Here is a 22,389-nt window from a genome sequence, read left to right on the forward strand (position 1 = left end):
AAAAGCGCTTCGGTTTAGAATGCCAAGTTCGAGATCTACCATCAGCTTTGCGCTCCACTTTGCCATTAACATTTAAACATATTAATCAAGTTACATGCCGTAATTATGACAATTTGAATAACAATGTAGAGTTGAGAGGCAGTGCGTGAAAAACCAACATTAAACAAACAAACTTAAAACACCTAAAAAACACTAGTGAGATTTTTTAAAAACAAATAAAGTAAAAGTCATACAGGAGGGATGAAAAAACAAACCAAAAACAATCATTTTCAATCACCAAATTTATAATTATTATCTGTTGGGTGAATTAACCTAAATGTGATTTCGGTATCGGCGAAACCTATCATTGCCCCAATGTGTAGCAAAGTGCTATGTTTTGGTTAGATAAATTTTTAAAATTGAGACTAATTTTTCTTCATCTATTGGTTTGGTCAAATAATCATCCATACCAACATTTTTTGCTGTCTCAAAATCTTGTTGTAAAGCATTCGCAGAGAGTCCAACTATCGGCAAGCTTGTTAACCCTCTTTCTCTAATACCTTTAGTCGCTTGGTAACCATCCATAACTGGCATCTGAACATCCATCAATACAAGTTCAAAAGCATTCTCATTATTAATCTTATCCAAGGCAATTTGGCCATTATCCGCCAGTTCCACATCAATCTGATATTTTTCTAACATGGCTTTGGCAACGAGTTGATTAATTTCGTTATCTTCAACTAACAAGATTTTGGCATTATCAAAACTAACCTTGTTGTTACTGCCAACCTTCGCTTGTTCAGAATCACTTTTGTCATCGATTGCGACTAGGTTAGTTGTTTTATCAAGCCACTCTCTCGGGCCAAAGGGTCGATACAAAATAAGCTGCTTAGCGATTTTAGCTAAATTTTCTAGCCAGCTTTTATGGGCTAAATCAGCAACGATTAAAAAATGATCTTTGGTGGCATCAAGCGATTCAAAGTAGTTGTCGGCATACAGTTGCGAAGTTAATACAATGACGGTTGGCTCGTTTGTTGGTTCAAACTTGCTGGTGTTGTCTAGCTCATGCTTTTGATAGAGTACATGGCTAGCCTTCAAATAACGCTCAAAACAAGCATCTTCGCCAAATAGCATTAACGAAGAGCCAGCAGATAAATCACTGTTTATCAATACATTGCGACTGTCATTTTCTAACATAACATTTAAGTTAAACTCGGCACCTTCTCCGCGAGCAGAGCGCGCGGATACGTCACCGCCCATTAAGTTGCATAACTCTTTGACAATTGCCAGCCCTAAACCTGTGCCTCCATATTTCCGGCGCAATGAGGAATCAGCTTGGGTAAAAGAATCAAAAATGCTCTCCAACTGATGTTCATCTAAACCAATACCTGAATCTTTAACCTGTACATACAATCTATAATTATTGCCGGCTAAATGCTCCCCCCACAATCGAATTTGTACCTGGCCACGCTCAGTAAATTTTAGCGCGTTATTGGTTAAATTCATGACGACTTGAGTTAAGCGCATACTGTCTCCAACTAGACAGTCAGGGATACTTGGGTCTGCATCCAATATAACTTGGACTTTTTTCGTGCTTTCTATCGTATGTATGTTAGTCAACAAACCATCGATAAAGTCATGGGTGGAAAAAGGCAAATGATCAACGTCCAGTTTGCCAGCTTCAATTTTAGAGAAATCTAATACATCACTGATAATATTGAGTAACAGCTTGCTTGAGTAGTCAGCTTTTTCTAAATAATCTCGTTGTTTTTTGCTCAGCTCTGTATCTAGTACCAAATTGACCAGGCCTAATATGCCATTGATAGGCGTGCGTATTTCATGGCTCATATTAGCTAAAAAGCGGCTTTTTGCTATAGTGGCTTCTTCAGCTTCGCGTTTAGATTCCGACAAGGCTAAATTAAGGCTTTGCGCCTGTAAGAGTAATTCTTTAGTTTGAATGATTTTCTGCTGAAAAACGTCGGCAGCCCGGGCCAATTCACCTACTTCATCAAATCTATGTTTGTGCGTTATCTCACCAACTGGTTTGTCATGTGATAATGCCCGAAATACATTGGTTATATCAATTATGGGACGAGAAATACGCTGAACAAAATAAACCCCAAGAATAATCGAAAATAACAGTCCAAAAACGGAAATGAATAAAGCTTGTTGGCGCTGAGATTCAACAACCTCAACAATTTGCTGATTTTTCTGTTGCAGCTGCTCTCTTTCAATTGCACTCAATTGTTTCGACAAAAATAAAATTTCATTGGCCGTACCCGCCATCACTACATTAACCAGAAAACTATAGCCGCGTGTGACATTGGCAACGTTATAAAAGTGCTCGTGTAATAATTTAAGTGGCTGATCAAACGGCTGTGCAATGTTTGCAGGCAAATCCAATAGCAAGTCTTGTATCTGGTTATGTGCGCGGCTAAATTCTTGAATATGCGTTGAATCTGGTTGTTCTAAATACTTGAGTAAAGCAATTTCACTATTTTGTAATTCAATTTTTATCTTCTGTAAAGCTGCAACAACATAATTAGAGGCTTGTGTGTGTTGGGCAATCAGTTGATGTAATTGGTTATTAGTATAGGCCAGTTCAGTGTGAACTATATTGCTGCGTAACGAACGATTTTCAATTACCGTATTAAAGTTACTCTTGTAATCGCGTAAATGCGACTGCATGCGCAGGCTATACTCACTAAATTTATCGTTGCGGCTTTCATCAGACAGCTTGGCTAAATTAAGCTTTATTTCTTGGTACAGCATATTAAAGCGTTTAATCGCTGATTGGCTGGCCGTTCTTTTGTAGATTAGTACATTGCGCTGTAGGTCGATAACATCTCTTTCAATAAATCGAACCGCATTTATTTCTTCAATTGAAAGTTGGTTTTGTTGCAAACTGGTTGATAATACTTCTTGAGTACGGAACAAAATGGATGCTACACCAACTAATAACACAGCAAATATCAGCCCTGCCGCAACAATTTGCACGGTTAAAGTTCGAGCTAATCGCAATATTGTATTGATGATTTCCATTTAAGCCTCAAGCACTAATAAACTCATACCACTTTTGCAAACTATATTCGTAAGTCGGCATCACAGTGTTCCAGACAACAACATTGCCCATACGTTTTTGGTAACTTCCGCCAGTGCGTATTTCACCTTTGCGCACACTTGTTTTACCATCAGGCCCCTGTAAATCAGCATCGGCCGCTTGTCCCATATACCAGTAATCCCACTCAGCTTGAGTTAAATAAGGTTTCGAACGCTGTGGGTTAGAAATGTAATAACCTTGCCGAGCAATAAAAGCGCCTGGCCAGCCTGATAACCACCAATTCATATATTCATAGGCAGTATCTTTGGCTACGCCTTGAGTTGCCGCCGATAAACACATCACGCCATGCCAACCTCTATAGCCTTCTTTTGGTGCAGCAAATACCACAGGAATATTGCGCCCATTCAAGGCTGATACCGCCGGCGAAAACATACTTTCAATAACAACTCTGCCGTTTGCCATAAATTCAACAGATTCAGGAACTGAATTCCAAAAACCATTAAAATGCCCGTCAAATTTGAGCCCGAGTAAAATATCAAATAGCTGATCTAACTCTTTTTTACTCATACTACCTATATCTTCGAAGCGCATTAACCCGGACGCTTGCGCGGCTAGAGCCATGTCAAATAGGCCAATTGTTGGTGTGTTTACAATACCAACTCTGCCACTATATTTTTTATCAAATAACCAGCCCCAACTTTCTGTGATATAAGGTACGCCCTTGGGAATGACATCTATGTTGTAGCCAAAAGAATCTACATTGTGCACGTATGGAAGATAACTGATAAACCCCGATTGCTGTTGTGACAAACGCCCATTTGACTGTGCATAAAGTAATTTGTAAGGGGCGTCGCCAGCGCCAATTTTACTTTGAGGAGTTAAACGACCCACTTTGGTTAAGCCGTTTATTTCATCCCAATAGTTTAGTCGTTTAATATCAATTGGTTGGATTGCTTTAGCAGCCCACAGCACATTAATACTGTCAGACCATTGTTCGTATAAATCAAAAGTACTAGGTTGAGTTGATGCTTTTTGCAACACAGCAGCACTGCCTTTTGGCTCAAAATACAGCTCTATCCCTAGGTCTTGCATTGCTTGCTGGCGCAAAGCTTCTTGCAAAGTGACATGTGTGCCTAATATGCGTAATGTTAGCTTCTTTTTACTCCAAACATAGGGGGCTGCACTTGCAAAAGACAACCCCAAAGAAGCTGTTAATATTGACTTTATATGTTGACGTCGAGTCTTATCAAAATTCTGCTGCAAAACGCCCAAGCTCCTGATTTGTTTCTTCCTATACAGTGTAGAACAATTGAACAAAGCCGCAGGTATTTTGTTAAGTTACATAGCGAAAAATGACTTACATCCTCCTGCAGCTGCATCTTTCGCTTTTCGCCAAACATTGGATAGTGGACTAGTAACTGCACCACTAGTGGTATTAAACAATACTTTCTTAACTTCGCTAAATTTGCCATCTAAAGTTTGTTGGATACTTGGGCAGTCTTTGTCGTCCAATATCGCAAACCTAAACTTTTCGAATGCCTGTTTGTTTAAATTTACATTGCCGATAAAACCTAAACTGTTTTCAGCGGTTTTTAATTTGGCTTTATCTAATCTGATTAAATTATTTTGCACATGAGCATCTGCTTCAATCGATTTAATTTGGCTTTTACCTTTAAACTGAGCTGCACCTGCAGTTAACTCAACAAATTGCATGGCCATCATGCCAACTGGCCCTGCAACTAAAAATGAGCCAACATCCAACAGTGAGGTTTCTTGGCTAGCTTTAAAACCATTTATAAGTTTATCCATGGCGATACCCTCAACCGCAAACGGACCAGACTTTATTTGCACTTGACCTTGTTGCATCAACCATTTTTCTTCTGGTTTAAATTCTAAATCCGCATCTAGATTAGCGTCTAATAAACCTTTAGGTTTAAACGCTGAATCAGCTAAAAAGGGTTCTAACGCGGCTAAATCGAAACGATAAATATCTGTCTGCAAGTTAACCAACGCAGATTTTTCACCTATACGGCGTTTATCAAACACATTACCTTGAGTTTGCACTCGCCCCTCTTTAGTACTAAGCCCTGTATCTGTTATCGCCAAACCTGCATCAGTTTGTTGAAGATTTAAACTCAGCTGCTTAAATTGGCTATCTAGGTAAGTTAATTGATTTGCCGCTAATTTAACTTTTGCGCCATTATTCAGTGTAATGAGATCAACTATTTTGTGCTCTTGTACAGCGGCAACATCACTCAGCGCAAAATTAAATTTATTAAGTGCAAACCAAGCTGCTTGTTCACTTGATTGATACGCTGTTGCTGGATCTATCAACTCAGTAGTTAAATTTGTGATATTGATTTGCTCAAGATAAAGATTTGCAACCTGCTCAATGTGCTGACTTTTTTGTTCTTCTTTTGTTTGTGCTTGCTTCTGTTCGCCTGCATCCGCGGCATTTTCAGTTTGTTCTGCTGGTTGAGCCAAGTAATGCTGTAGATTTAAGTTCGTTAAATTAAGCTGTTTTAAACGCAGCTCTAACGGTAGGGTTAAGTTTGATTGAGCCTGCAATTGAGTTTGACCGCCAAAAGCATTAAAACTTAACTTTTCTAGTTCCAGCTGCTCTTCTGCCATTTGGCTAACAAGTGCTAATTTTTCCACAACATAGTTATTGTTATGCGTTTGTTGTGGTAACACCAGTTCAAGGCGTTCAACATCGGTTTTCAACTTCGCCTTAGCGGTTTGCCAGTTAAATAACTCAAGACGCGCTGTATCGTTCAACCACTGCGCAACAAAACCACCACTTACGGCTAGGTGTTTAATTGACGATTCAAAATTCGGCTGCTTAAAAACAATATTATCAATGCTTAAGTCAGTGTGATTAACCTGCAATTTAGGTGCTAATTCAAGCGCAAAATCTAACTGGTCTAATTTTACATTTTGCTGTTGCTGGTTATCGACAAACGCAAAATTATCCAGTGCTAGATTTAACTCAAAAGATAAATTAACGGGATCAAATTCGAGCAGTTGGTTTAATTCTAATTTACTCAAACTCACATTGGCTTGTTGTAAATTAACTTGCTGATGTTCAGTTGCAAAGGCGATTTCCACTTGAGTTAAAGCAAACGCATCTAGTATAAGTTTATTGGGTAAATATTCATTGATGTCGGTTTGTTCGGCATCGTCTTGTTCGGGTTGCTCAGTAGCATTTGCCTGCAATTCATGCTGTAGTTGCTGCAAACCTTGTTCAGATGCGTTAAATCTGACACCTTCAATTGTTATTTGGTTAATATCCAGAGTATTGTTTAACAAAGCTCGCCAATTGAATTTCAGTACTAAATTATCAATAGCAACAGAGTCACCAAACTTATCTTGCCAGTGTACCCCTTGTAATTGCAGTTCACCCAGCTGGGTTATCCTATGATTAACTTTGTCTATGCGCATGTTCATTGGGGTGGCAGCCAAAGCATTATCCAATTGCTGGTTAACTATATTCGTCCGGTCAAATAAATAATCTGCAGTCACTAATAAACAGAGCAACCCAATTAAACCAATAAAAATATTTCGCACCCAGCGCATAAACATGTCCTTAAATTATTTGTTGAGATTATTTGTATCGTCTTTACGCTGCCACTCACCTTCAATCACAGTACCGCCAGCATCATTTTGCTGGTAATTTTGATGATGGTTTGTTTGACCAGCATAAACATGGCTGCGCGCAACTATATGCTGATCAAATTCTTTAATGATCAATTTTGCTAGCGGCTTGCGTGTTAATGGTATGGTTAAACATAGGCCAATTGCATCGGTAATGAAACCAGGAGTGACCAACAATACACCCGCAACTAAAATCATCAGACCTTCAGTAATTGACTCTGCAGGTAAAATGCCTTGTTGTGATTTCTGCTGAATTTCTGCTAGCGCAGCCATACCTTGCGCTCTAACTAAATGCGCACCCGCCACCGCAGTGACAATCACAATAAAAAAAGTTGTCCAGCCACCTATTAGATCACCGACATGCAACAACAAAGCTATCTCAGCTATTGGCATAACAACAAACAAAAACAATAATTTGAAAAACATGATTTAACTCTCTTACATTAAGGTCTTGTGACCCGCTGAACAATTGAAATGGCATCAACCTAATTAAAAACAAGGTATATGCAGACAATGGACAGTTTTATTCTACAATGTTGTGACCTATTAAACAGTTTATACGTTCAAAATTAATGAAATGTTTAACCCCAATACAAATTACTGTCGCTTGCTCCAATAAAGATGAAGCAATTAACATATCAAGGCAATTGCTTGAACAAAATCTTGCAGCCTGCTGCCAGATTACAGAAAACCTACTTTCGATATATAAATGGCAAGGCAAAGTTGAACAAGCCAATGAATGTATGTTAGTTATAAAAAGTGTTAGGAGTTGTTTTGAGCAAATATCACAACAAGTAAAACGTATTCATAGTTATCAAGTTGCGGAAATTATCGCGCTGGAGATTCAAGAAATTGAGCCAGCATACGAACAATGGCTGCTAGAACAAATAAATTCAAAAACCACGCCAACTTCGTCGAAAAACCGATAACTTGAGAGGTTCGACCATTTTTTTGAAAATTACCGTTTTAAATTGGCTAATAATCTTCTATAGTTAAGCACAATTTATATTTCGCTAACTTTTCACCGAAATTAGTGGCTAAATTACCAACAAAGACCACATTTATGCCGAAAAAGACTTTTAAAATATTACTATTGAATGGGCCAAACCTAAATATGTTAGGCAAACGCGAGCCTGAGATTTATGGTAGTACCACTTTGGCACAAATTGTTCAGCAGTTAACCGAAGAAGCCAGCAAGTTATCTATAGAATTAACGCATTTACAGTCAAATGCTGAATTTGAGTTAATTGATAAAATTCATCAAGCTTTTGAGCAAGTTGATTTTATTATTATCAACCCAGCTGCATTCACACATACAAGCGTGGCACTGCGCGATGCTATTTTGGCGGTTAACATTCCTTTTATCGAAGTACATTTATCTAATGTACACAAACGTGAAAAGTTTAGACACCATTCATATTTCTCTGATGTTGCCCATGCAGTTATCTGCGGTTTAGGCAGTCAGGGATATTTTTATGCGCTAGATGCGGCACACCGCATTTTAAATTCAGAATCAACCAAATAAAGAGAGTAACAACCATGGCTATGGATATTCGTAAAGTTAAAAAACTAATTGAATTAGTTGAAGAGTCTGGCATTTCAGAATTAGAAATCACCGAAGGTGAAGAGTCAGTACGTATCAGCCGTGGAGCGCCTGCAGTAAACTATGCAGCTCCTCAACCTGTGTATGCCCCAGCACCTCAAGCTGCAGCCCCTGCTCCTGCCGCGCCAGCAGCTGAAGCAGCGCCTGCCGCGGCAGCAAAACCAGCAGGTCACGAAGTTAAATCACCTATGGTGGGTACTTTCTATTCATCTCCTAAGCCAGGTGCACCAGTATTTGCTTCAGTAGGCGACACAGTAAACGTTGGTGATACTTTATGTATTATCGAAGCAATGAAGATGATGAATGAAATTACTGCTGATAAAGCAGGTACAATTAAATCTGTATTAGCGGAAAATGGCGACGTAATTGAATTTGATCAACCATTATTCATCATAGGTTAAGGAGTTTCCCACTGTGATTGATAAGGTTCTAATTGCAAACCGGGGCGAAATTGCATTGCGTATTTTACGCGCATGTAAAGAGCTCGGTATAAAAACTGTCGCTGTGCATTCAACTGCCGACCGCGAACTTAAACACGTGTTGTTAGCCGATGAAACCATTTGTATCGGTAAAGCACCTGCAACTGAAAGTTACTTAAATGTGCCGCGTATTATCGCAGCAGCAGAAGCTTCAGGCGCAGTAGCTATTCACCCAGGTTACGGATTTTTATCTGAAAACGCTGATTTTGCTGAGCGTGTTGAACAAAGTGGTTTTATTTTTATCGGTCCAACTGCTGACTCTATCCGCATTATGGGTGATAAAGTTGCTGCTATCAGCGCGATGAAAAAAGCCGGTGTACCTTGTGTACCAGGTTCTGATGGTCCATTAAGCGACGACGAACAAAAGAATATCCAAATCGCTAAGCGCATTGGTTATCCTGTGATCATTAAAGCTGCCGGTGGCGGTGGTGGTCGTGGTATGCGTGTTGTGCGTAGTGAAAAAGAGTTAATTAAATCAATTGAATTAACTAAATCTGAAGCTGGAGCTGCATTTAACAACGACGTTGTTTACATGGAAAAATTCCTTGAAAACCCTCGTCATGTTGAAGTTCAAGTATTATCAGACGGCCAAGGCAATGCTATTCACTTAGGTGAGCGTGACTGTTCTATGCAACGTCGCCACCAAAAAGTAGTAGAAGAAGCACCAGCTCCGGGCATTACTGAAGAAATGCGTAAGTTCATTGGTGATCGTTGTCGTCGCGCTTGTATCGAAATTGGTTATCGTGGTGCAGGTACTTTCGAATTTTTATTCGAAAACGGTGAATTCTACTTTATCGAAATGAATACGCGTATTCAGGTAGAACATCCAGTAACTGAGATGATCACTGGTGTTGACTTGATTAAAGAGCAGTTAAAAATTGCTGCGGGTCAACCTTTATCTATCACGCAAGATGAGATCAAAATTCGCGGCCATGCGGTTGAATGTCGTATTAACGCGGAAGATCCAGATACCTTTATGCCTTGTCCTGGCAAAATTAACCGTTTCCACTCACCAGGTGGTTTAGGTGTTCGTTGGGATTCGCATATTTACGCAGGTTACGCTGTGCCACCTAATTATGATTCTATGATAGGTAAGTTAATTACTTATGGTGAGAATCGTGGTATTGCAATTGCGCGTATGCAAAATGCTTTGAGTGAACTTGTGGTTGAAGGTATTAAAACCAACGTAAGTTTGCAAAAAACCATTATGGAAGATGAGAATTTCCAAAATGGTGGTACTAATATCCACTATTTAGAGAAGAAACTGGGTATTGCTAAGTAGCCAGTACAGGCAATAAAGCATAATTATCGCAAAAACGCTGTGAATACGTCCTTGTACGCTCGCAAACGCCATCCATGGCGATTGAAGTTTTGCTCCTAATTATTGCTTTATTACGTATAGTGAACTTACGCCCTGTGATTTCTAAATACACTAAGCCGAATTTCGATTCGGCTTTTTTATTTCTACCAATAGTTAGCTAACTTGTTATCCCGAGTTCAGGTTAGGTAGAATACCCCCAACTAATCAAAATAATTTATTGAGACCTTTATGCCTTGGCTCCAGCTTAGATATACCACTGACAAACAAAGTGCCGATTTAATTTCTGATGAAATGATGGAGTGCGGTGCATTTTCCGTTACTTTTTTGGATGCACAAGACACGCCAATTTACGAACCTAAACCAGGTGACTTTATGTTGTGGGAAGAGACCATAGCTATTGGTTTGTACGATGCTGAAGCAGATATGGATGCCATTGTTGAGCATTTACAACAGTTCCCGTTTGGGCAAAAAGGTTCGTACAAAATTGAACAGTTAGAAGATAAAGATTGGATCCGTGAGTGGATGGATAGCTTTAAGCCGATTCAATTTGGTGACAGATTATGGGTTTGTCCAAGTTGGTGTGATATTCCAGATCCAGCTGCGGTTAATATCATTCTTGATCCGGGTTTAGCTTTTGGCACAGGCACGCACCCAACCACGTCTTTGTGTTTACAATGGCTAGACAAACATATCCAAGCTGAACATACCATAGTCGATTTTGGTTGTGGCTCTGGGATTTTGGCTGTGGCAGGGTTAAAACTCGGCGCGAAAAAAGCAATAGGCATTGATATTGATCCACAAGCGATTGAAGCTTCCACCGCCAATGCTGAGCGTAACCATGTTTTAGATAAACTAGAGCTGTATTTGCCTGATGCGCAGCCAAAAATGCAAGCCGATATAGTAGTTGCCAATATCTTAGCTGGGCCATTACGAGAACTAGCACAAGTGATTAGCGACTATGTTAAGCCTGGGGGTAAACTTGCGCTATCTGGTATTTTAGACAGCCAAGCGGAAGAAATTTGCCAAATATACAGCCAGTGGTTTGACCTAGAGCCAGTTGCTCAGCAAGAAGATTGGTGTCGTGTAGCTGGTACTAAGAAGCTATAAGCCAGCCGACTGCTATTTTAAAGTAAGTCTTTGACCGCTTCATATAGTTTGATTGCTTCTTGCTCGGTTAAACCAACCGAGCTAGCAGCTTTGCCTAAACTGCTCGTTACTCGCACAGAATCATTAGCCGCTTCATTATTTTGTGTAGATTCTGCTTGTTGCTGACGCGCTACAGATAACTCGCCACTTTTTTGAATAAGTTGCGCCTGCGGTGAAATGGTGACACTGGTATTACTGGTTTGGTTACCAACAGTGTTTACGCCAGTGTTGTTATTATTGGCAGACGACTGCCCAACCAACTGCCCTTGCTGATGCAGCTGGTTTTGTAGCCCTGAATTAATAAAAGCAACGTCTGTCATCTTCCACCTTTCGGCGCGTTTTAACCGTTAACCTAAGTATAGAACATCTGTTTATTTTTTAAACAGAACTATTCTTCTGCAGACACGATTGTTTGTTGAAATTTGCTCTGAGTGGCAAATATTTTTTCCAGTTTGACCACTATCTTGGCCAACTCTTGCGGATTAATTTGCTGTTGCTGTACTTCAGACAGTTGGGTAAAAGGATAAAAATCAGCAGCAATTTCTTCTACATAGGGCATAAAACGGGTTGCTTTAGTAGTAAAACCCTCGGCAAAAATTGCGCTAAATTTGCCTTGACCATTTTGTTGGAGCTGCTCAATAAACTGATCACACTCTTGTGCTTTTTGGTAAGCAACAGCTAAATTTTGGCGGATATTCTCAATAATACTCAACATATTAGGGACTTCTCTTGGGTAAATTTTGTCGCAGTTAAAACAAATTAACTTCTTCTTCAGTTAAATAACGCCACTCACCAGGCTCGAGGGATTCATCTAGTTCTAATGCACCTATCTGACATCTATGTAGAAAGGTTACTTTATTACCAATAGCGGCAAACATACGTTTAACCTGATGGTAGCGACCTTCGGTAATGGTTAACTCTGCGTAATCATCGGCTAAAAACTTAAGTTTGGCAGGTTCAGTTGGTTTATCTTCACCATTAAGCATTATGCCTTGAGCAAAAGTATCTATGGCTTGCTGCTGTTGCTCTGGTGTCATTTCTTCGGCGAGCTCAGCTAAATAGGTTTTCTCACAAATGTGTTTAGGGCTAGCAATACGGTGCGACCATTGGCCATCGTCGGTAATTAAAATTAACCCTGTGGTATCAGCATCTAGGCGGCCTGCTATGTGTAATCTGTCAATTTTATCAACTTCCAATAACGACAAAACAGATGGATATACTTCGTTATCGGCATTGCTACACAAGGTATCTTCCGGTTTATTCATCATAATGTAGCGCACACCAATTAAGGATAAGGTTTGCTCTTGGTATTGCACAACAGAGGATTCAGCAACATGGGTGGCGGGATTTTTACAGGGTTCACCATCTATGCTGATTTCACCCGTTTTGATGATTTTTTTCGCCCAAGCCCGGGTTACATCCATGGCTTCACATAAATATTTATCTAGTCTCATTCATTACTCAAATTTGTAATCTGTGTTTTTATTCGCTGAGTATTGTACTAAATAACCTGAAATCTGGGTAACAACTTACTATTTGTAAGTTATTTTTGCCTGATTTTTTCCATGTTCTTTAATGTAATAAAGATTATTATCCGCATGCTTAAAGCATTTCTCATAGGCCAGCTCTGCACTTTTTGCATTAATACAAATCCCCCCAGCACTGACAGTTGTACCATGCTCTAAGTTATCCGCGCATGCATCAATCACTTTATCTATTAATCTTTGAATATTTTGCTGGTTGTTATCAGACAAAATTACCACAAACTCTTCACCACCCGCCCGTGCGATATAATCTAGCGGCCGTTGAAACGAGGCTTTGAGCAGTTCAGCAAATTGCACTAAAACAATATCACCAACATCATGCCCATAACTGTCATTGATTTGTTTAAAATTATCTATGTCAAAAATCGCTAAGCATAAATATTGGTTGTTGCGTCGAGCAGATTTATATAAACGAGCATATTCTTCGGCTAGACCTCGTCTATTCCTAAGTTGGGTGAGTGGATCTTTGGTTGCAAGTTCCATCAACTCTTGCTGAACATTTTTAAGGCGCGAAATATCCATGCCACTAAAGAGTAAATAATGCTTGTCACCGACTTGGGCATAACAACAATCAAATTCGAACGGTATGGCTTGGCCTTCTGAATTGATCAACTCAGTTTCATATTTGTAGTGGTCGGTTTTTTTTACTGTTTCAACAAATACATACCAATCATCAGTGCTGCTAAATTGTTTAGATATGTGAAAATAGGATTTGCTTTTGATATGTTCGCTTGGCAGCTTTAAAAAGCGATTTAATGCAAGGTTAAAGGTGATAAATAAACTGGTTTCAGGATCACACACCATGTTTAGGTTAGGCGTGTTGTCCATAACAGCTCTGAGTAATGTCAGTTCTGCGTTGGCGTTATGATGCTCTCTTTCAATGTGTTTTTTCGCAATCACATTACTAACAACTGCGGTCAAACGACTTTGACTGATATCATTTTTGGAAAGGTAGTCGTCTACACCAGATTTAAACGCGGTTGCTGCGACTTTTTCGTCGCCAACACCTGTTATCATGACAACACCAGTGTAAGGTGAAACTTCATGAATGGTTGCTATGTGCTGAATGCTAGTTTCGCCAGCCAAGTTGAAATCCAGGATAACACAATCGACTTGCACCATTTTCAATATGCTGGCCAAGGTGCTTGGATCTGCATAAGAGATCACTTCAAAGTTTTGATGAGCTTGAGTTAAATAGCGCTCAAAGATCAGCCTATCCGTTTCCGAATCATCTACCACTAGCACTGTACTACGCATAAAGAGCGACCTCCATCCAAAACTTTGTTGTAGTTAACAAAGTTTCTGCGAACTCATCATATCTTTCATGCTTAACTATGTAAGCATTTGCTCCTGCACTATATGATTTCTCTATATCAGTATTATGAGTTGATGAAGATAATGCAACTAAAATCGTATTGGCATTAGCAAACTTGCGCAGGCATTCAATTAATTTGTGCCCTGACATATTAGGTAAATTTATATCGATAAAAAATAATTGTTTACCAATAAGGTTTTTGACAGGTACAGCTTGCATATATTCCAGACACTCTTCAGCTGAAGCAAACCTATGAATTTCATATTTTTGTGTCAAACCAGCTTTTTTATAAATACGCTGGACTGACCAAAAATCGATATCATTGTCTTCTACAAATATTATTTTGTTCACAGCAACACCTTAGGGTCTGTTGACCTAGTCTTGTCTATCTAACGTAAAATATACTTGAGTCCCTTGCCCCTCGGCCGATTCCATCCAAACTCTGCCATCATGCAGTTCAACCAAACGTTTAACTATATTTAAACCTATACCTTCACCTTCACCTACTTTGTTTAGGCGTTTAAAGATGATAAAAGCAAGTTCACAGCTTTCTTTCGACATTCCTACGCCGTTGTCTTTAACCCAAATAGTGCCCTTGTCTTCACCTATTTCTACCTCAACAAGCGTTCGCTGGCTATATTTTAAAGCGTTAGATAACAAGTTTTGTAGGATCTCAAATACAGATAATCGGTCTGCAAACAATTTTGCATTGCTAAAGTTACGGGTAACTTTGAAATTTTTATGGCTGCGCGTTTGTTGCAATAATTCATCAACCAATACATTCATATCTATGTACTCTCGATTGATTTCGCGTCTACCAGTACGTGAAAATTTTAATAAGCTTTCAATTAAACCGAACATTCTTTCTGCGGCAGAGCGAATATGGACTATGTATTTTTGTCCATCTTCATCCAATTTAGCGGCATAATCTTCATATAAAAATTGCGCTATATGCATTATGCCTCTACTTGGTTCTTTTAAATCATGAGAGGCTGCATATACAAACTGGTCGAGCTCCTCATTTTTACGTTTAAGCTCAGCTAAAGCATTATGTATCGTTTGCTCCGCATGTTTTCTAGCCGAGATATCCCGAATCAAACACATAATTCCGGTGACATCTCCCAAGTTATCTTTAACCGCCCAAGCACAAACAGATACAGCAACTTTATCACCTTGTTTAGTCAGAAATACTTTTTCATACTCTTCACAAAACCCTTCAGGGATAATCTGCTCGTTAAGAATTTTTTTATCGAAGCCATGCAGGTTAGTTGGAGTCAATTCGAACAAACTTTTTGTCAACAGCTGCGCAGTTTCATATCCCAATAGATTAGCAAAAGTTTTATTTGCTTCTAGTATGGTTAGTTCAACGTCTGTATATACTAAAGCGTCAACGGCCGAAGCCTGCAAAGCACTGAGTTTTTGCCCAACTAGCCACAGCTCTTCTTCAATTTGTTTACGGTTGGTTATATCTGTTTCAATCCCGACCAAACGTATAGGTTTGCCTTTCACATCCCATTCAACCACACGCCCTCGCGTTAACATCCAACGCTTTTTCCCTAACACATCTACTGGATATTCTGCATAGAAAAAGGCTACTTCACCGTTTAAATGTTGTTGTAAGGCTTGTTCAATTTTTGATAAATGTTCCGGCTCAACTCTTTCAGCCCAACTTTGATACAACCACTCTTGTTGCTCTGACAAGCCGTGCATTTGTTTTAATTTACCACTGACAGTAATCACATCTGTGGTTAAGTCCCAGTCATACACACCATCATTGATAGCGTTGATCGCCATTTCGTATTTTTTCTGGATCTCTTCTAGCTCTACCGAATCAGTAATATCAACTGCCATACCAACCACAAAAGCCAGTTCACCCACTTCATTGTGGACAGGCTTACCCTGTTCCCGAATATGGCAAATTTCACCAGATGGCTTGCGCAATCGATAACGCACATCCCAACCTTCATGTTGGGCAGCTCTTTGTTTTAGAATTTCTCTGTCTTCTGGGTGAACACGAGACACGTATGAGATTGGATTTTCATACAAGCTTTCACAGCTTGCCTGCCATAGTTTTTCGTAGGCCGGATTTACATACAATATCTTATTCAGTTTAGGCGTAGCCAACCACAAAACTGCATCAACCGAATTGGCTATGGTTTTAAATTTAAGTTCGGACTGGTTTAACTTAGTTAATAAATCATTGGTGACAGTGACGTCCATAATAGTTGCCAAACAATAATTTTTGCCGGCATGAGTATATGGTTGTAACTCAATATTGAGTGTTTTCGCCATTTTTGTGGGTGTGCGGTATCTGACCATACGCCCTTTCGCCATGGCTTTGACATTTGGTGATGCAAAAAATGATTTCACCCAATTATGGTGCTGCGATTTAACTTCACCATCTACAAAGTCTGAAACATTTTTTGTCAGTAGTTCGTCTTTAAGCTCAAATATGCCAACGGCTTTTTCGTTATAACGAACAATTTTGCCTGTTTCGTCAACTAATAATAGTCCATAAGCAGCTGAGTCTAATATGCGGTTGAGGTTGTCTTCGGCTTCTTCACGTCGTGCTATTTCACTATTGAGCTCTTCCGTTCTTTCGCTTATTTTTTCTTCTAAATACTCACGGATCTCAAGTAATTCATAATCACTAAATTTAAAACCGTCAGCTTCAACCCGGCGCTTTAAGGTGTTTAATTCCAATAAACTCGGTGCATTTAACCATTCAGGTAACAAGCGCCAAATTAACACGGCTGTGGCAAAAGACACCAAAGCAGTGAAAACTTTAATCACCCCATGCAAATAGTAGTAACCATTCCAAACGTTTATCACTGCCATAATATGGGTTATACCACAGGCAAAAATAAACATGGAGAACATAATTAACGTACTGCGATAAGGCATAGGCTTTTGTCGCCCATACACAACTAAAGCTGCAGGAATGGCAAAATAAGATAAAGTGATCAGTAAATCTGAAGCCACATTCATTATCAGCAAGTCTGGCTTCCAGAGTAAACAGTGACCATGTGGCATATAGTCGCCATTCATTAATTGACGCAAGAACTCCATATTCCCTCACATGCAAGTTAAAATTGAGCAATCATTTGCTGGGTTGTAACATCTCAGTATAATGTTCCCTTTATCATAGAGCCTAGCACAAGAGTGTATAATTTGTGCTGCGACTTATCTGTAAATTAAAGCCTGACAGTTACGAGGCAAAATTTTTTCATATGCTTGAATATTTAAACCAACTTAGTCAGTCAAAACTTATTTTATCCGCAGGTGTGTTACTGCTGTTGTTAATTGTCCGCCGCTCGTTAACCGCAAGCGCGCATAAACGTTTTAAGAATGACAGCGAACGCAAACGCCGTTGGAATAGTGGTATTAAAAATATCTCAAGCTTGTTGATGTTGATTGGCCTAGCGTCGGTCTGGTTTGATGAAATTCAAAATTTTGCAATTTCTATAGCTGCATTTATCGTTGCTATAGTGTTGGCGACTCGTGAGTATATTCAATGTATTTTGGCGTCGCTATATCAAACAACCGCGCGACAGTATCGTGTGGGTGACTGGGTTGAAGTTGATGGCACAGCGGGGGAAGTTGCTAATACCGACTGGATCACCACATCTATGTATGAACTCAGTATTAAATGCGGCAAATACCAGTACACAGGTAGAACCTTAATCATACCGAATAATTTATTTATCACCCGCTCATTTACCAACTTAAATTATATGCGCAGGTACGTGAACCATAGTTTTTATCTGATCAGTGATAAAGGGGAAAATCCTTTAGAGATGCAAATTTATTTGCAACAAAAGTTAGACGAAAATTGTGCAGAATTCCAAGAAACGGCTGACAGATACCGCAGTGTTATCGAACGAAAACTAGAAATTAGCATTCCAGGTGAAAAAAATAGAGTACAAATTACCACTACAGATTTAGGCCATGTTCAGTACAATTTCAGCCTGTTTTGTCCAACCCAACAAGCAAAAGAAATAGAACAGGCCGTTACCCTAGAGTTTTTTATCTACCGACAAACACTCTTACCAGTCGAACAAGCGCTGTAACCAAGTTGATTTTGGTTTAACCCAATCTTTAGAGCCGTCACACGCTTGCGCTGGCGGCAATTGCGCCACAATAGCAGGTAACAAGATTAAATCTTGGCAGCCTGGCAAACTATGTAAACCTGTTTGTTTATCAAAATATTTCAGTTCAATGCCGCTGGGCATATTCAATATTAAGTTTTCGCCATTATGTGCTTGTTGATACTGGATAAAAGTTTGCAAAGCGCCAGCCGAGCCGGTTAATGAGATAGCTTGATTATCGTCTCTACCTAACCAGACCAATGCCAGCTCATTATGATCATAACCAACAAACCAGCTGTCACGCCCATCATTAGTTGTGCCGGTTTTTCCGGCGAATTTACGTTTAGGCAATTTATTTGTTATAGCTTTAGCTGTGCCCTCGCGAGTAACCTTGTGCAAAGCATAATTAACCAAATAACTATGGCTAGCGTCTACCACTTGTTGGTTAGTTTGAGCTGGCCGCCACACCAATTGATTATCGTTTGAATAAACAGAACGAATGGCATGTAACTCTATATAAACACCTTTATTGGCCAATACCTGATACATTTGTGCCACTTCAAACGGCGACAAAGTAACTGAGCCGAGCAATAACGATGGATAGACAGGTATGTCACGTTTAATACCAAAATCGTGCATGCGCTCGACTACTTCGTGTAAGCCAGTTTGCATGCCCAAGTTAACCGCAGGCACATTGCGTGAACGCACTAATGCGTCAACTAAACGTATATCACCTTCATATTCATTGTCGTAATTTTTGGGTGACCATTTATTGCCAAGTGAACTGGTTAAAGTAATAGCTTCATCTTTCACTATACTGGCTAAATTTAAGCTAGGCTCTTGTTCAAACGCACTAATATACACAAAAGGTTTAACCAGCGAGCCAATATTACGCTGTGCATTTAACGCGCGATTAAACCCAGCGTAATGAGGTTTTTTATCACCCACCAGCGCCTTAACACCACCTTGTTGGCTATCAACAACCACCATAGCGCCTTGCAAACCTTCAATCGCTCGGCGTCCTTCAATCGACTCAACACTGGTGGATAAACTAGTTTGTGCTCTGTATTGAGCTAGTGGATCAAAATGAGTATATATTTTTAAGCCACTGAATAATTGATCATCGCGTGTCACTACTTTTTTCAGTTCTTCACGAACTTGGTCAACATATGCTGGGTATTTTTTACGCGCAATTACCGATAAATCTTGTACAACTAACTTACGGCTCACTTCCACTTGGTAGTCGTCAGGGGTTAATAAGCCGTGTTCTGTCATCAAACGTAAAATTAAATCACGTCTTTCTTTCGCTCGTTCAGGATATTTGCGCGGATTGTAATAAGAAGCCCCTTTGATCATGCCGACTAACAAAGCGATTTCATTCGCCGATAATTCGTTTAATGGTTTGGCAAAATAAAACTGGCTGGCTAAACCTAAACCATGCACACCTCTTTGGTGATTTTGCCCAACATAAACTTCGTTGATATAGGCCTGCAATATTTCATGTTTGTCGTAACGCGCATCCAACAATAAAGCTAAATAAGCTTCTTTTAATTTGCGCACTAAACTGCGTTCATTGGTCAGAAACATATTTTTGACCAATTGCTGCGTCAGCGTACTGCCGCCTTGAACTGTGCGACCAGCTTGAATGTTAACCCACAAGGCACGTAGTATCGCCAATGGCGAAACACCATGGTGCTCGTAAAAACTTCGGTCTTCTACCAATAACAAGGTTTGAATAACTATGTCTGGAACATCGGCTAACGACACCAGAATTCTGTCTTCTAAATTGTTGGCTTGTAATCGAGCCAACAAATAGGGTTCTAGAGTAAAAGTGGATGCTGTTTTTTGTAAACCTGCGTCCCAGATACTTTTAATTCGTCGTCCTTGAAAGCTAATTTTTAAACGTTTGGCTGGGTAGTGATTTTCTGCCAAGCTATATTCGCGTCGCACTAACTCAACTGAATCTGCATATACTTTGTATTCTCCTGGCAAAGACAAAGTTCGAACTTTACGGTAATCCAATAAATTAAGATGGCGAATTAAATCATCTTTGTATAAAGCATCAGTTTGAAAATACTCATGCTCCATGCCATATACAAGCGCTGGTAACTGCCATTTGTTGCCACTAAATTTTTGTTTAATTTGCGCATCAAGATAAACACCATAAGCAATAATGACCACCAAGAGCACAAAGACGAGTTTTACACACAATTTAATTGCACGAATAAACCAAGATGGTTTGTTCTCGCTCATAGTTATTACCTAGTTGATTATTTAATCTAGCGAATTGGCGTAAGGGCTATTCTTTTTACGTTCGATCATTTCGAGGTAGAGGGCTTCAACTTTATCACGTGCCCATTGAGTTTTACGTAAAAACTTTAAGCTTGATTTAATTGAAGGGTCTTTGGTGAAACAATTAATTTGAATAGTTTCACCTAAGGTTTGCCAGCCATAATATTCAACAAGTTCTGTCACTATGGTTTCAAGTTTTATCCCATGCAGTGGGTTGTTTGGTTGATGTTGCATATTGTGGAATTTGAATTAGCGCATTAATGGCTAAAGCATACCGATAAATCCGGCCTATGGCTAGATTTGCGCTTTTCTCGGCGAATAAAGTTAGCTTAATGCGCCACTAATTCGGTAGGTCTGAAATACACTCGCTTTCATTGCATGCGTCCAACCATGTTCTGGCCAACCAGCTTTGTATTTTAACGCTTGTAAAAAATCTTCAGCTTTTGGGTATTGAGCCCACATACAAGGCAAAAATACCGCGGTTGCTTGCCCATATTGAATAATCAAGCCGTCTCTTTGTGGAATAAGTTGCTGCAGCAATTGATCTTCACTGTCGACTTGTAGTGGCAATGGCATAGACATAATGGACACAACACAAGTTAAATCAGCAAAATCTTTGGCGGGTATAGGATCAAACCTAGGATCGTGAAACGCAGCCTCGTGTGCGTACCAAACAATATTATTATCAAGTCGGCCGTTTGCGACTGTTGTGCCAACACAACCGCGTAAACCACTATGGTCATTTAAACTAACAAAACAAGCTAACGAGTTTGCTAATACAGGGTGTGGATTAATCAGGTGTTCAGGTAAACGTTGATGATTATGTTGATAGGCATAATCCAACGCATCACGCACAAGCTGAATAATGTGCTGGGCTATTTCAGGTTGTTCGAATTCAGATTGGACAAAACTTGAAACTGCAAGCATAAACAAACCTCCAAATAGACTTAAATGAACTTGGGTCTATTTGAGTATAGCAAAAAGCTTATTGTTCAAAAGTGAATGTTTAACTTTGAAACAATTAAAGCTTTTTGCCAACCTGCAAAAGGACAGTTTAATCGTCGTCAGTGTCGATTGAATCGCCTAAATCATCATTAAGCTCAATATCGTTATCTGAGTCGTCATCATCCGCTACAACTTGCTTCTTGTTGCCATACAGGCTACCAAGTTTTGGACGATTCAGTCTAGATTGATACTTCAACCAAGCCCTTTCGTTTACGTTTTCAGGCTGCGTTTCACCACGCATCACACTCATAATGTGTTGATCTTCTAAATCGCTTGGCTCAATTTCACCTTTATATAAAGCATTAAATAAATGCCCATATTTAGCGAGTGAATCAGCTTCACCGATAGAAAAGTCACCTGAGCGACGGAAACCATAAGGGTAGTTTTTTGGATCATCGTAGATTCGAGATAACAATTGCTGCTTATTTCTTGCCATGTAGGACCTCTCAAATAAGAAAAGTATTCAGGCATTCAAACAATTGAATGCGGATTGACTTTTAACGGTAAAATGCACTTCTGTCAAAACATTATTGATGAAATTTTTATTTATCTTTCCACCGTACAAAATGCTTGCAGTATTTGTACATTTTCACTGTAAAAAATGCTGCGTTTTTTTACATTTTGCAGCATAGTCCTGTTCAGCCAATTCCGCTAGTTTGAAAAATGATTTTTTAGAAATCCTGCCAATTAGAGCTAAATCAATATAAATTGCGAGTATCAGAGCCATCACAGACAGTTCAATTCAAGGCGTATCATTGCAGGAATGTAGGCACCTTTCAAAATGATACAACACAGAAGTGGGCTGTCTGTGAGGCTCCTGAAAGGCTGGGCTAAAAGCCATTTATTCTGCGTTAAGTTGGCTTGATATAGAACCACTATGACTGTGCCAACTTGCCTTGCCT

General features: G+C 39.5%; 19 protein-coding genes and 1 pseudogene. 6 read left to right on the forward strand and 14 right to left on the reverse strand.

What is annotated here, in order from left to right; translation table 11 throughout:
- Positions 1 to 369 precede the first annotated feature (369 nt).
- The 4 genes from ACMZOO_RS06840 to ACMZOO_RS06855 form a co-directional block, all read right to left on the reverse strand.
- Positions 370 to 3,021 (reverse strand): ATP-binding protein, encoded by a 2,652-nt coding sequence (locus ACMZOO_RS06840; protein ID WP_440905953.1) that lies wholly within the window; start codon positions 3,019 to 3,021, stop codon positions 370 to 372.
- 7 nt (positions 3,022 to 3,028) lie between these two features.
- Positions 3,029 to 4,303, reverse strand: a complete 1,275-nt coding sequence (locus ACMZOO_RS06845; protein ID WP_440905954.1) for an ABC transporter substrate-binding protein — start codon at positions 4,301 to 4,303, stop codon at positions 3,029 to 3,031.
- Between the two features lie 75 nt (positions 4,304 to 4,378).
- Positions 4,379 to 6,616: a hypothetical protein gene (locus tag ACMZOO_RS06850; protein WP_440905955.1), complete on the reverse strand. Its 2,238-nt coding sequence runs from the start codon at positions 6,614 to 6,616 to the stop codon at positions 4,379 to 4,381.
- A 15-nt stretch (positions 6,617 to 6,631) separates the two neighbouring features.
- Positions 6,632 to 7,120: an FxsA family protein gene (locus tag ACMZOO_RS06855; RefSeq protein ID WP_440905956.1), complete on the reverse strand. Its 489-nt coding sequence runs from the start codon at positions 7,118 to 7,120 to the stop codon at positions 6,632 to 6,634.
- 146 nt (positions 7,121 to 7,266) lie between these two features.
- On the opposite strand from ACMZOO_RS06855, the gene cutA reads away from it, so the two are divergent.
- The 5 genes from cutA (at position 7,267) to prmA (ending at position 11,204) form a co-directional block, all read left to right on the forward strand.
- Positions 7,267 to 7,623, forward strand: a complete 357-nt coding sequence (gene cutA, locus ACMZOO_RS06860) for a divalent-cation tolerance protein CutA (protein WP_440905957.1) — start codon at positions 7,267 to 7,269, stop codon at positions 7,621 to 7,623.
- A 134-nt stretch (positions 7,624 to 7,757) separates the two neighbouring features.
- Positions 7,758 to 8,219: a type II 3-dehydroquinate dehydratase gene (aroQ, locus tag ACMZOO_RS06865; RefSeq protein WP_440905958.1), complete on the forward strand. Its 462-nt coding sequence runs from the start codon at positions 7,758 to 7,760 to the stop codon at positions 8,217 to 8,219.
- Between the two features lie 20 nt (positions 8,220 to 8,239).
- Positions 8,240 to 8,698, forward strand: a complete 459-nt coding sequence (gene accB / locus ACMZOO_RS06870; RefSeq protein WP_440906288.1) for an acetyl-CoA carboxylase biotin carboxyl carrier protein — start codon at positions 8,240 to 8,242, stop codon at positions 8,696 to 8,698.
- Between the two features lie 13 nt (positions 8,699 to 8,711).
- On the forward strand, positions 8,712 to 10,058 hold the full coding sequence (gene accC / locus ACMZOO_RS06875; RefSeq protein WP_016956326.1) for an acetyl-CoA carboxylase biotin carboxylase subunit: 1,347 nt from the start codon (positions 8,712 to 8,714) through the stop codon (positions 10,056 to 10,058).
- 267 nt (positions 10,059 to 10,325) lie between these two features.
- Positions 10,326 to 11,204: a 50S ribosomal protein L11 methyltransferase gene (prmA, locus tag ACMZOO_RS06880; protein WP_440905959.1), complete on the forward strand. Its 879-nt coding sequence runs from the start codon at positions 10,326 to 10,328 to the stop codon at positions 11,202 to 11,204.
- A 17-nt stretch (positions 11,205 to 11,221) separates the two neighbouring features.
- Here the strand turns inward: prmA and ACMZOO_RS06885 are convergent, their stop codons facing one another.
- The 6 genes from ACMZOO_RS06885 to ACMZOO_RS06910 all read right to left on the reverse strand — a co-directional run bounded on the left by ACMZOO_RS06885 (position 11,222) and on the right by ACMZOO_RS06910 (position 17,171).
- Positions 11,222 to 11,563 carry a hypothetical protein gene (locus tag ACMZOO_RS06885; protein ID WP_440905960.1) on the reverse strand — a complete coding sequence of 114 codons (342 nt, stop codon included), beginning with the start codon at positions 11,561 to 11,563 and terminating at the stop codon, positions 11,222 to 11,224.
- A gap of 68 nt (positions 11,564 to 11,631) precedes the next feature.
- Positions 11,632 to 11,958, reverse strand: coding sequence for a hypothetical protein (locus ACMZOO_RS06890; protein ID WP_440905961.1), 327 nt, complete (start codon positions 11,956 to 11,958; stop codon positions 11,632 to 11,634).
- A gap of 34 nt (positions 11,959 to 11,992) precedes the next feature.
- The gene (locus tag ACMZOO_RS06895; protein WP_440905962.1) at positions 11,993 to 12,697 is read right to left on the reverse strand and encodes a pseudouridine synthase; all 705 of its coding nucleotides are present in this window, start codon (positions 12,695 to 12,697) and stop codon (positions 11,993 to 11,995) included.
- A 78-nt stretch (positions 12,698 to 12,775) separates the two neighbouring features.
- Complete coding sequence (locus tag ACMZOO_RS06900) at positions 12,776 to 14,044, reverse strand: diguanylate cyclase (RefSeq protein ID WP_440905963.1); 1,269 nt, start codon at positions 14,042 to 14,044, stop codon at positions 12,776 to 12,778.
- Positions 14,037 to 14,453 carry a response regulator gene (locus ACMZOO_RS06905; RefSeq protein ID WP_440905964.1) on the reverse strand — a complete coding sequence of 139 codons (417 nt, stop codon included), beginning with the start codon at positions 14,451 to 14,453 and terminating at the stop codon, positions 14,037 to 14,039. The genes ACMZOO_RS06900 and ACMZOO_RS06905 overlap by 8 nt, the downstream gene beginning before the upstream one ends.
- Positions 14,454 to 14,477: 24 nt before the next feature.
- The gene (locus ACMZOO_RS06910) at positions 14,478 to 17,171 is read right to left on the reverse strand and encodes a PAS domain S-box protein (protein ID WP_440905965.1); all 2,694 of its coding nucleotides are present in this window, start codon (positions 17,169 to 17,171) and stop codon (positions 14,478 to 14,480) included.
- 161 nt (positions 17,172 to 17,332) lie between these two features.
- Here ACMZOO_RS06910 and ACMZOO_RS06915 point away from each other — a divergent pair, with 161 nt between their 5' ends.
- Complete coding sequence (locus ACMZOO_RS06915) at positions 17,333 to 18,172, forward strand: mechanosensitive ion channel family protein (RefSeq protein WP_440905966.1); 840 nt, start codon at positions 17,333 to 17,335, stop codon at positions 18,170 to 18,172.
- Here the strand turns inward: ACMZOO_RS06915 and mrcB are convergent.
- The 4 genes and pseudogenes from mrcB to maoP all read right to left on the reverse strand — a co-directional run bounded on the left by mrcB (position 18,149) and on the right by maoP (position 21,923).
- Positions 18,149 to 20,443, reverse strand: a complete 2,295-nt coding sequence (gene mrcB, locus ACMZOO_RS06920) for a penicillin-binding protein 1B (protein ID WP_440905967.1) — start codon at positions 20,441 to 20,443, stop codon at positions 18,149 to 18,151. The genes ACMZOO_RS06915 and mrcB overlap by 24 nt on opposite strands.
- 72 nt (positions 20,444 to 20,515) lie before the next feature.
- Positions 20,516 to 20,716 (reverse strand): annotated as a pseudogene (locus tag ACMZOO_RS06925) (VF530 family DNA-binding protein); the annotation flags it as partial.
- A 90-nt stretch (positions 20,717 to 20,806) separates the two neighbouring features.
- Entirely contained in the window at positions 20,807 to 21,409 is a 603-nt protein-coding gene (gene amrA / locus ACMZOO_RS06930; RefSeq protein WP_440905968.1) for an AmmeMemoRadiSam system protein A, read from the reverse strand.
- A 127-nt stretch (positions 21,410 to 21,536) separates the two neighbouring features.
- Positions 21,537 to 21,923 (reverse strand): DUF413 domain-containing protein, encoded by a 387-nt coding sequence (gene maoP / locus ACMZOO_RS06935; RefSeq protein ID WP_440905969.1) that lies wholly within the window; start codon positions 21,921 to 21,923, stop codon positions 21,537 to 21,539.
- Positions 21,924 to 22,389: the final 466 nt, after the last annotated feature.

Source organism: Catenovulum sp. SX2 (assembly GCF_052056295.1).
Taxonomy (GTDB): domain Bacteria; phylum Pseudomonadota; class Gammaproteobacteria; order Enterobacterales; family Alteromonadaceae; genus Catenovulum.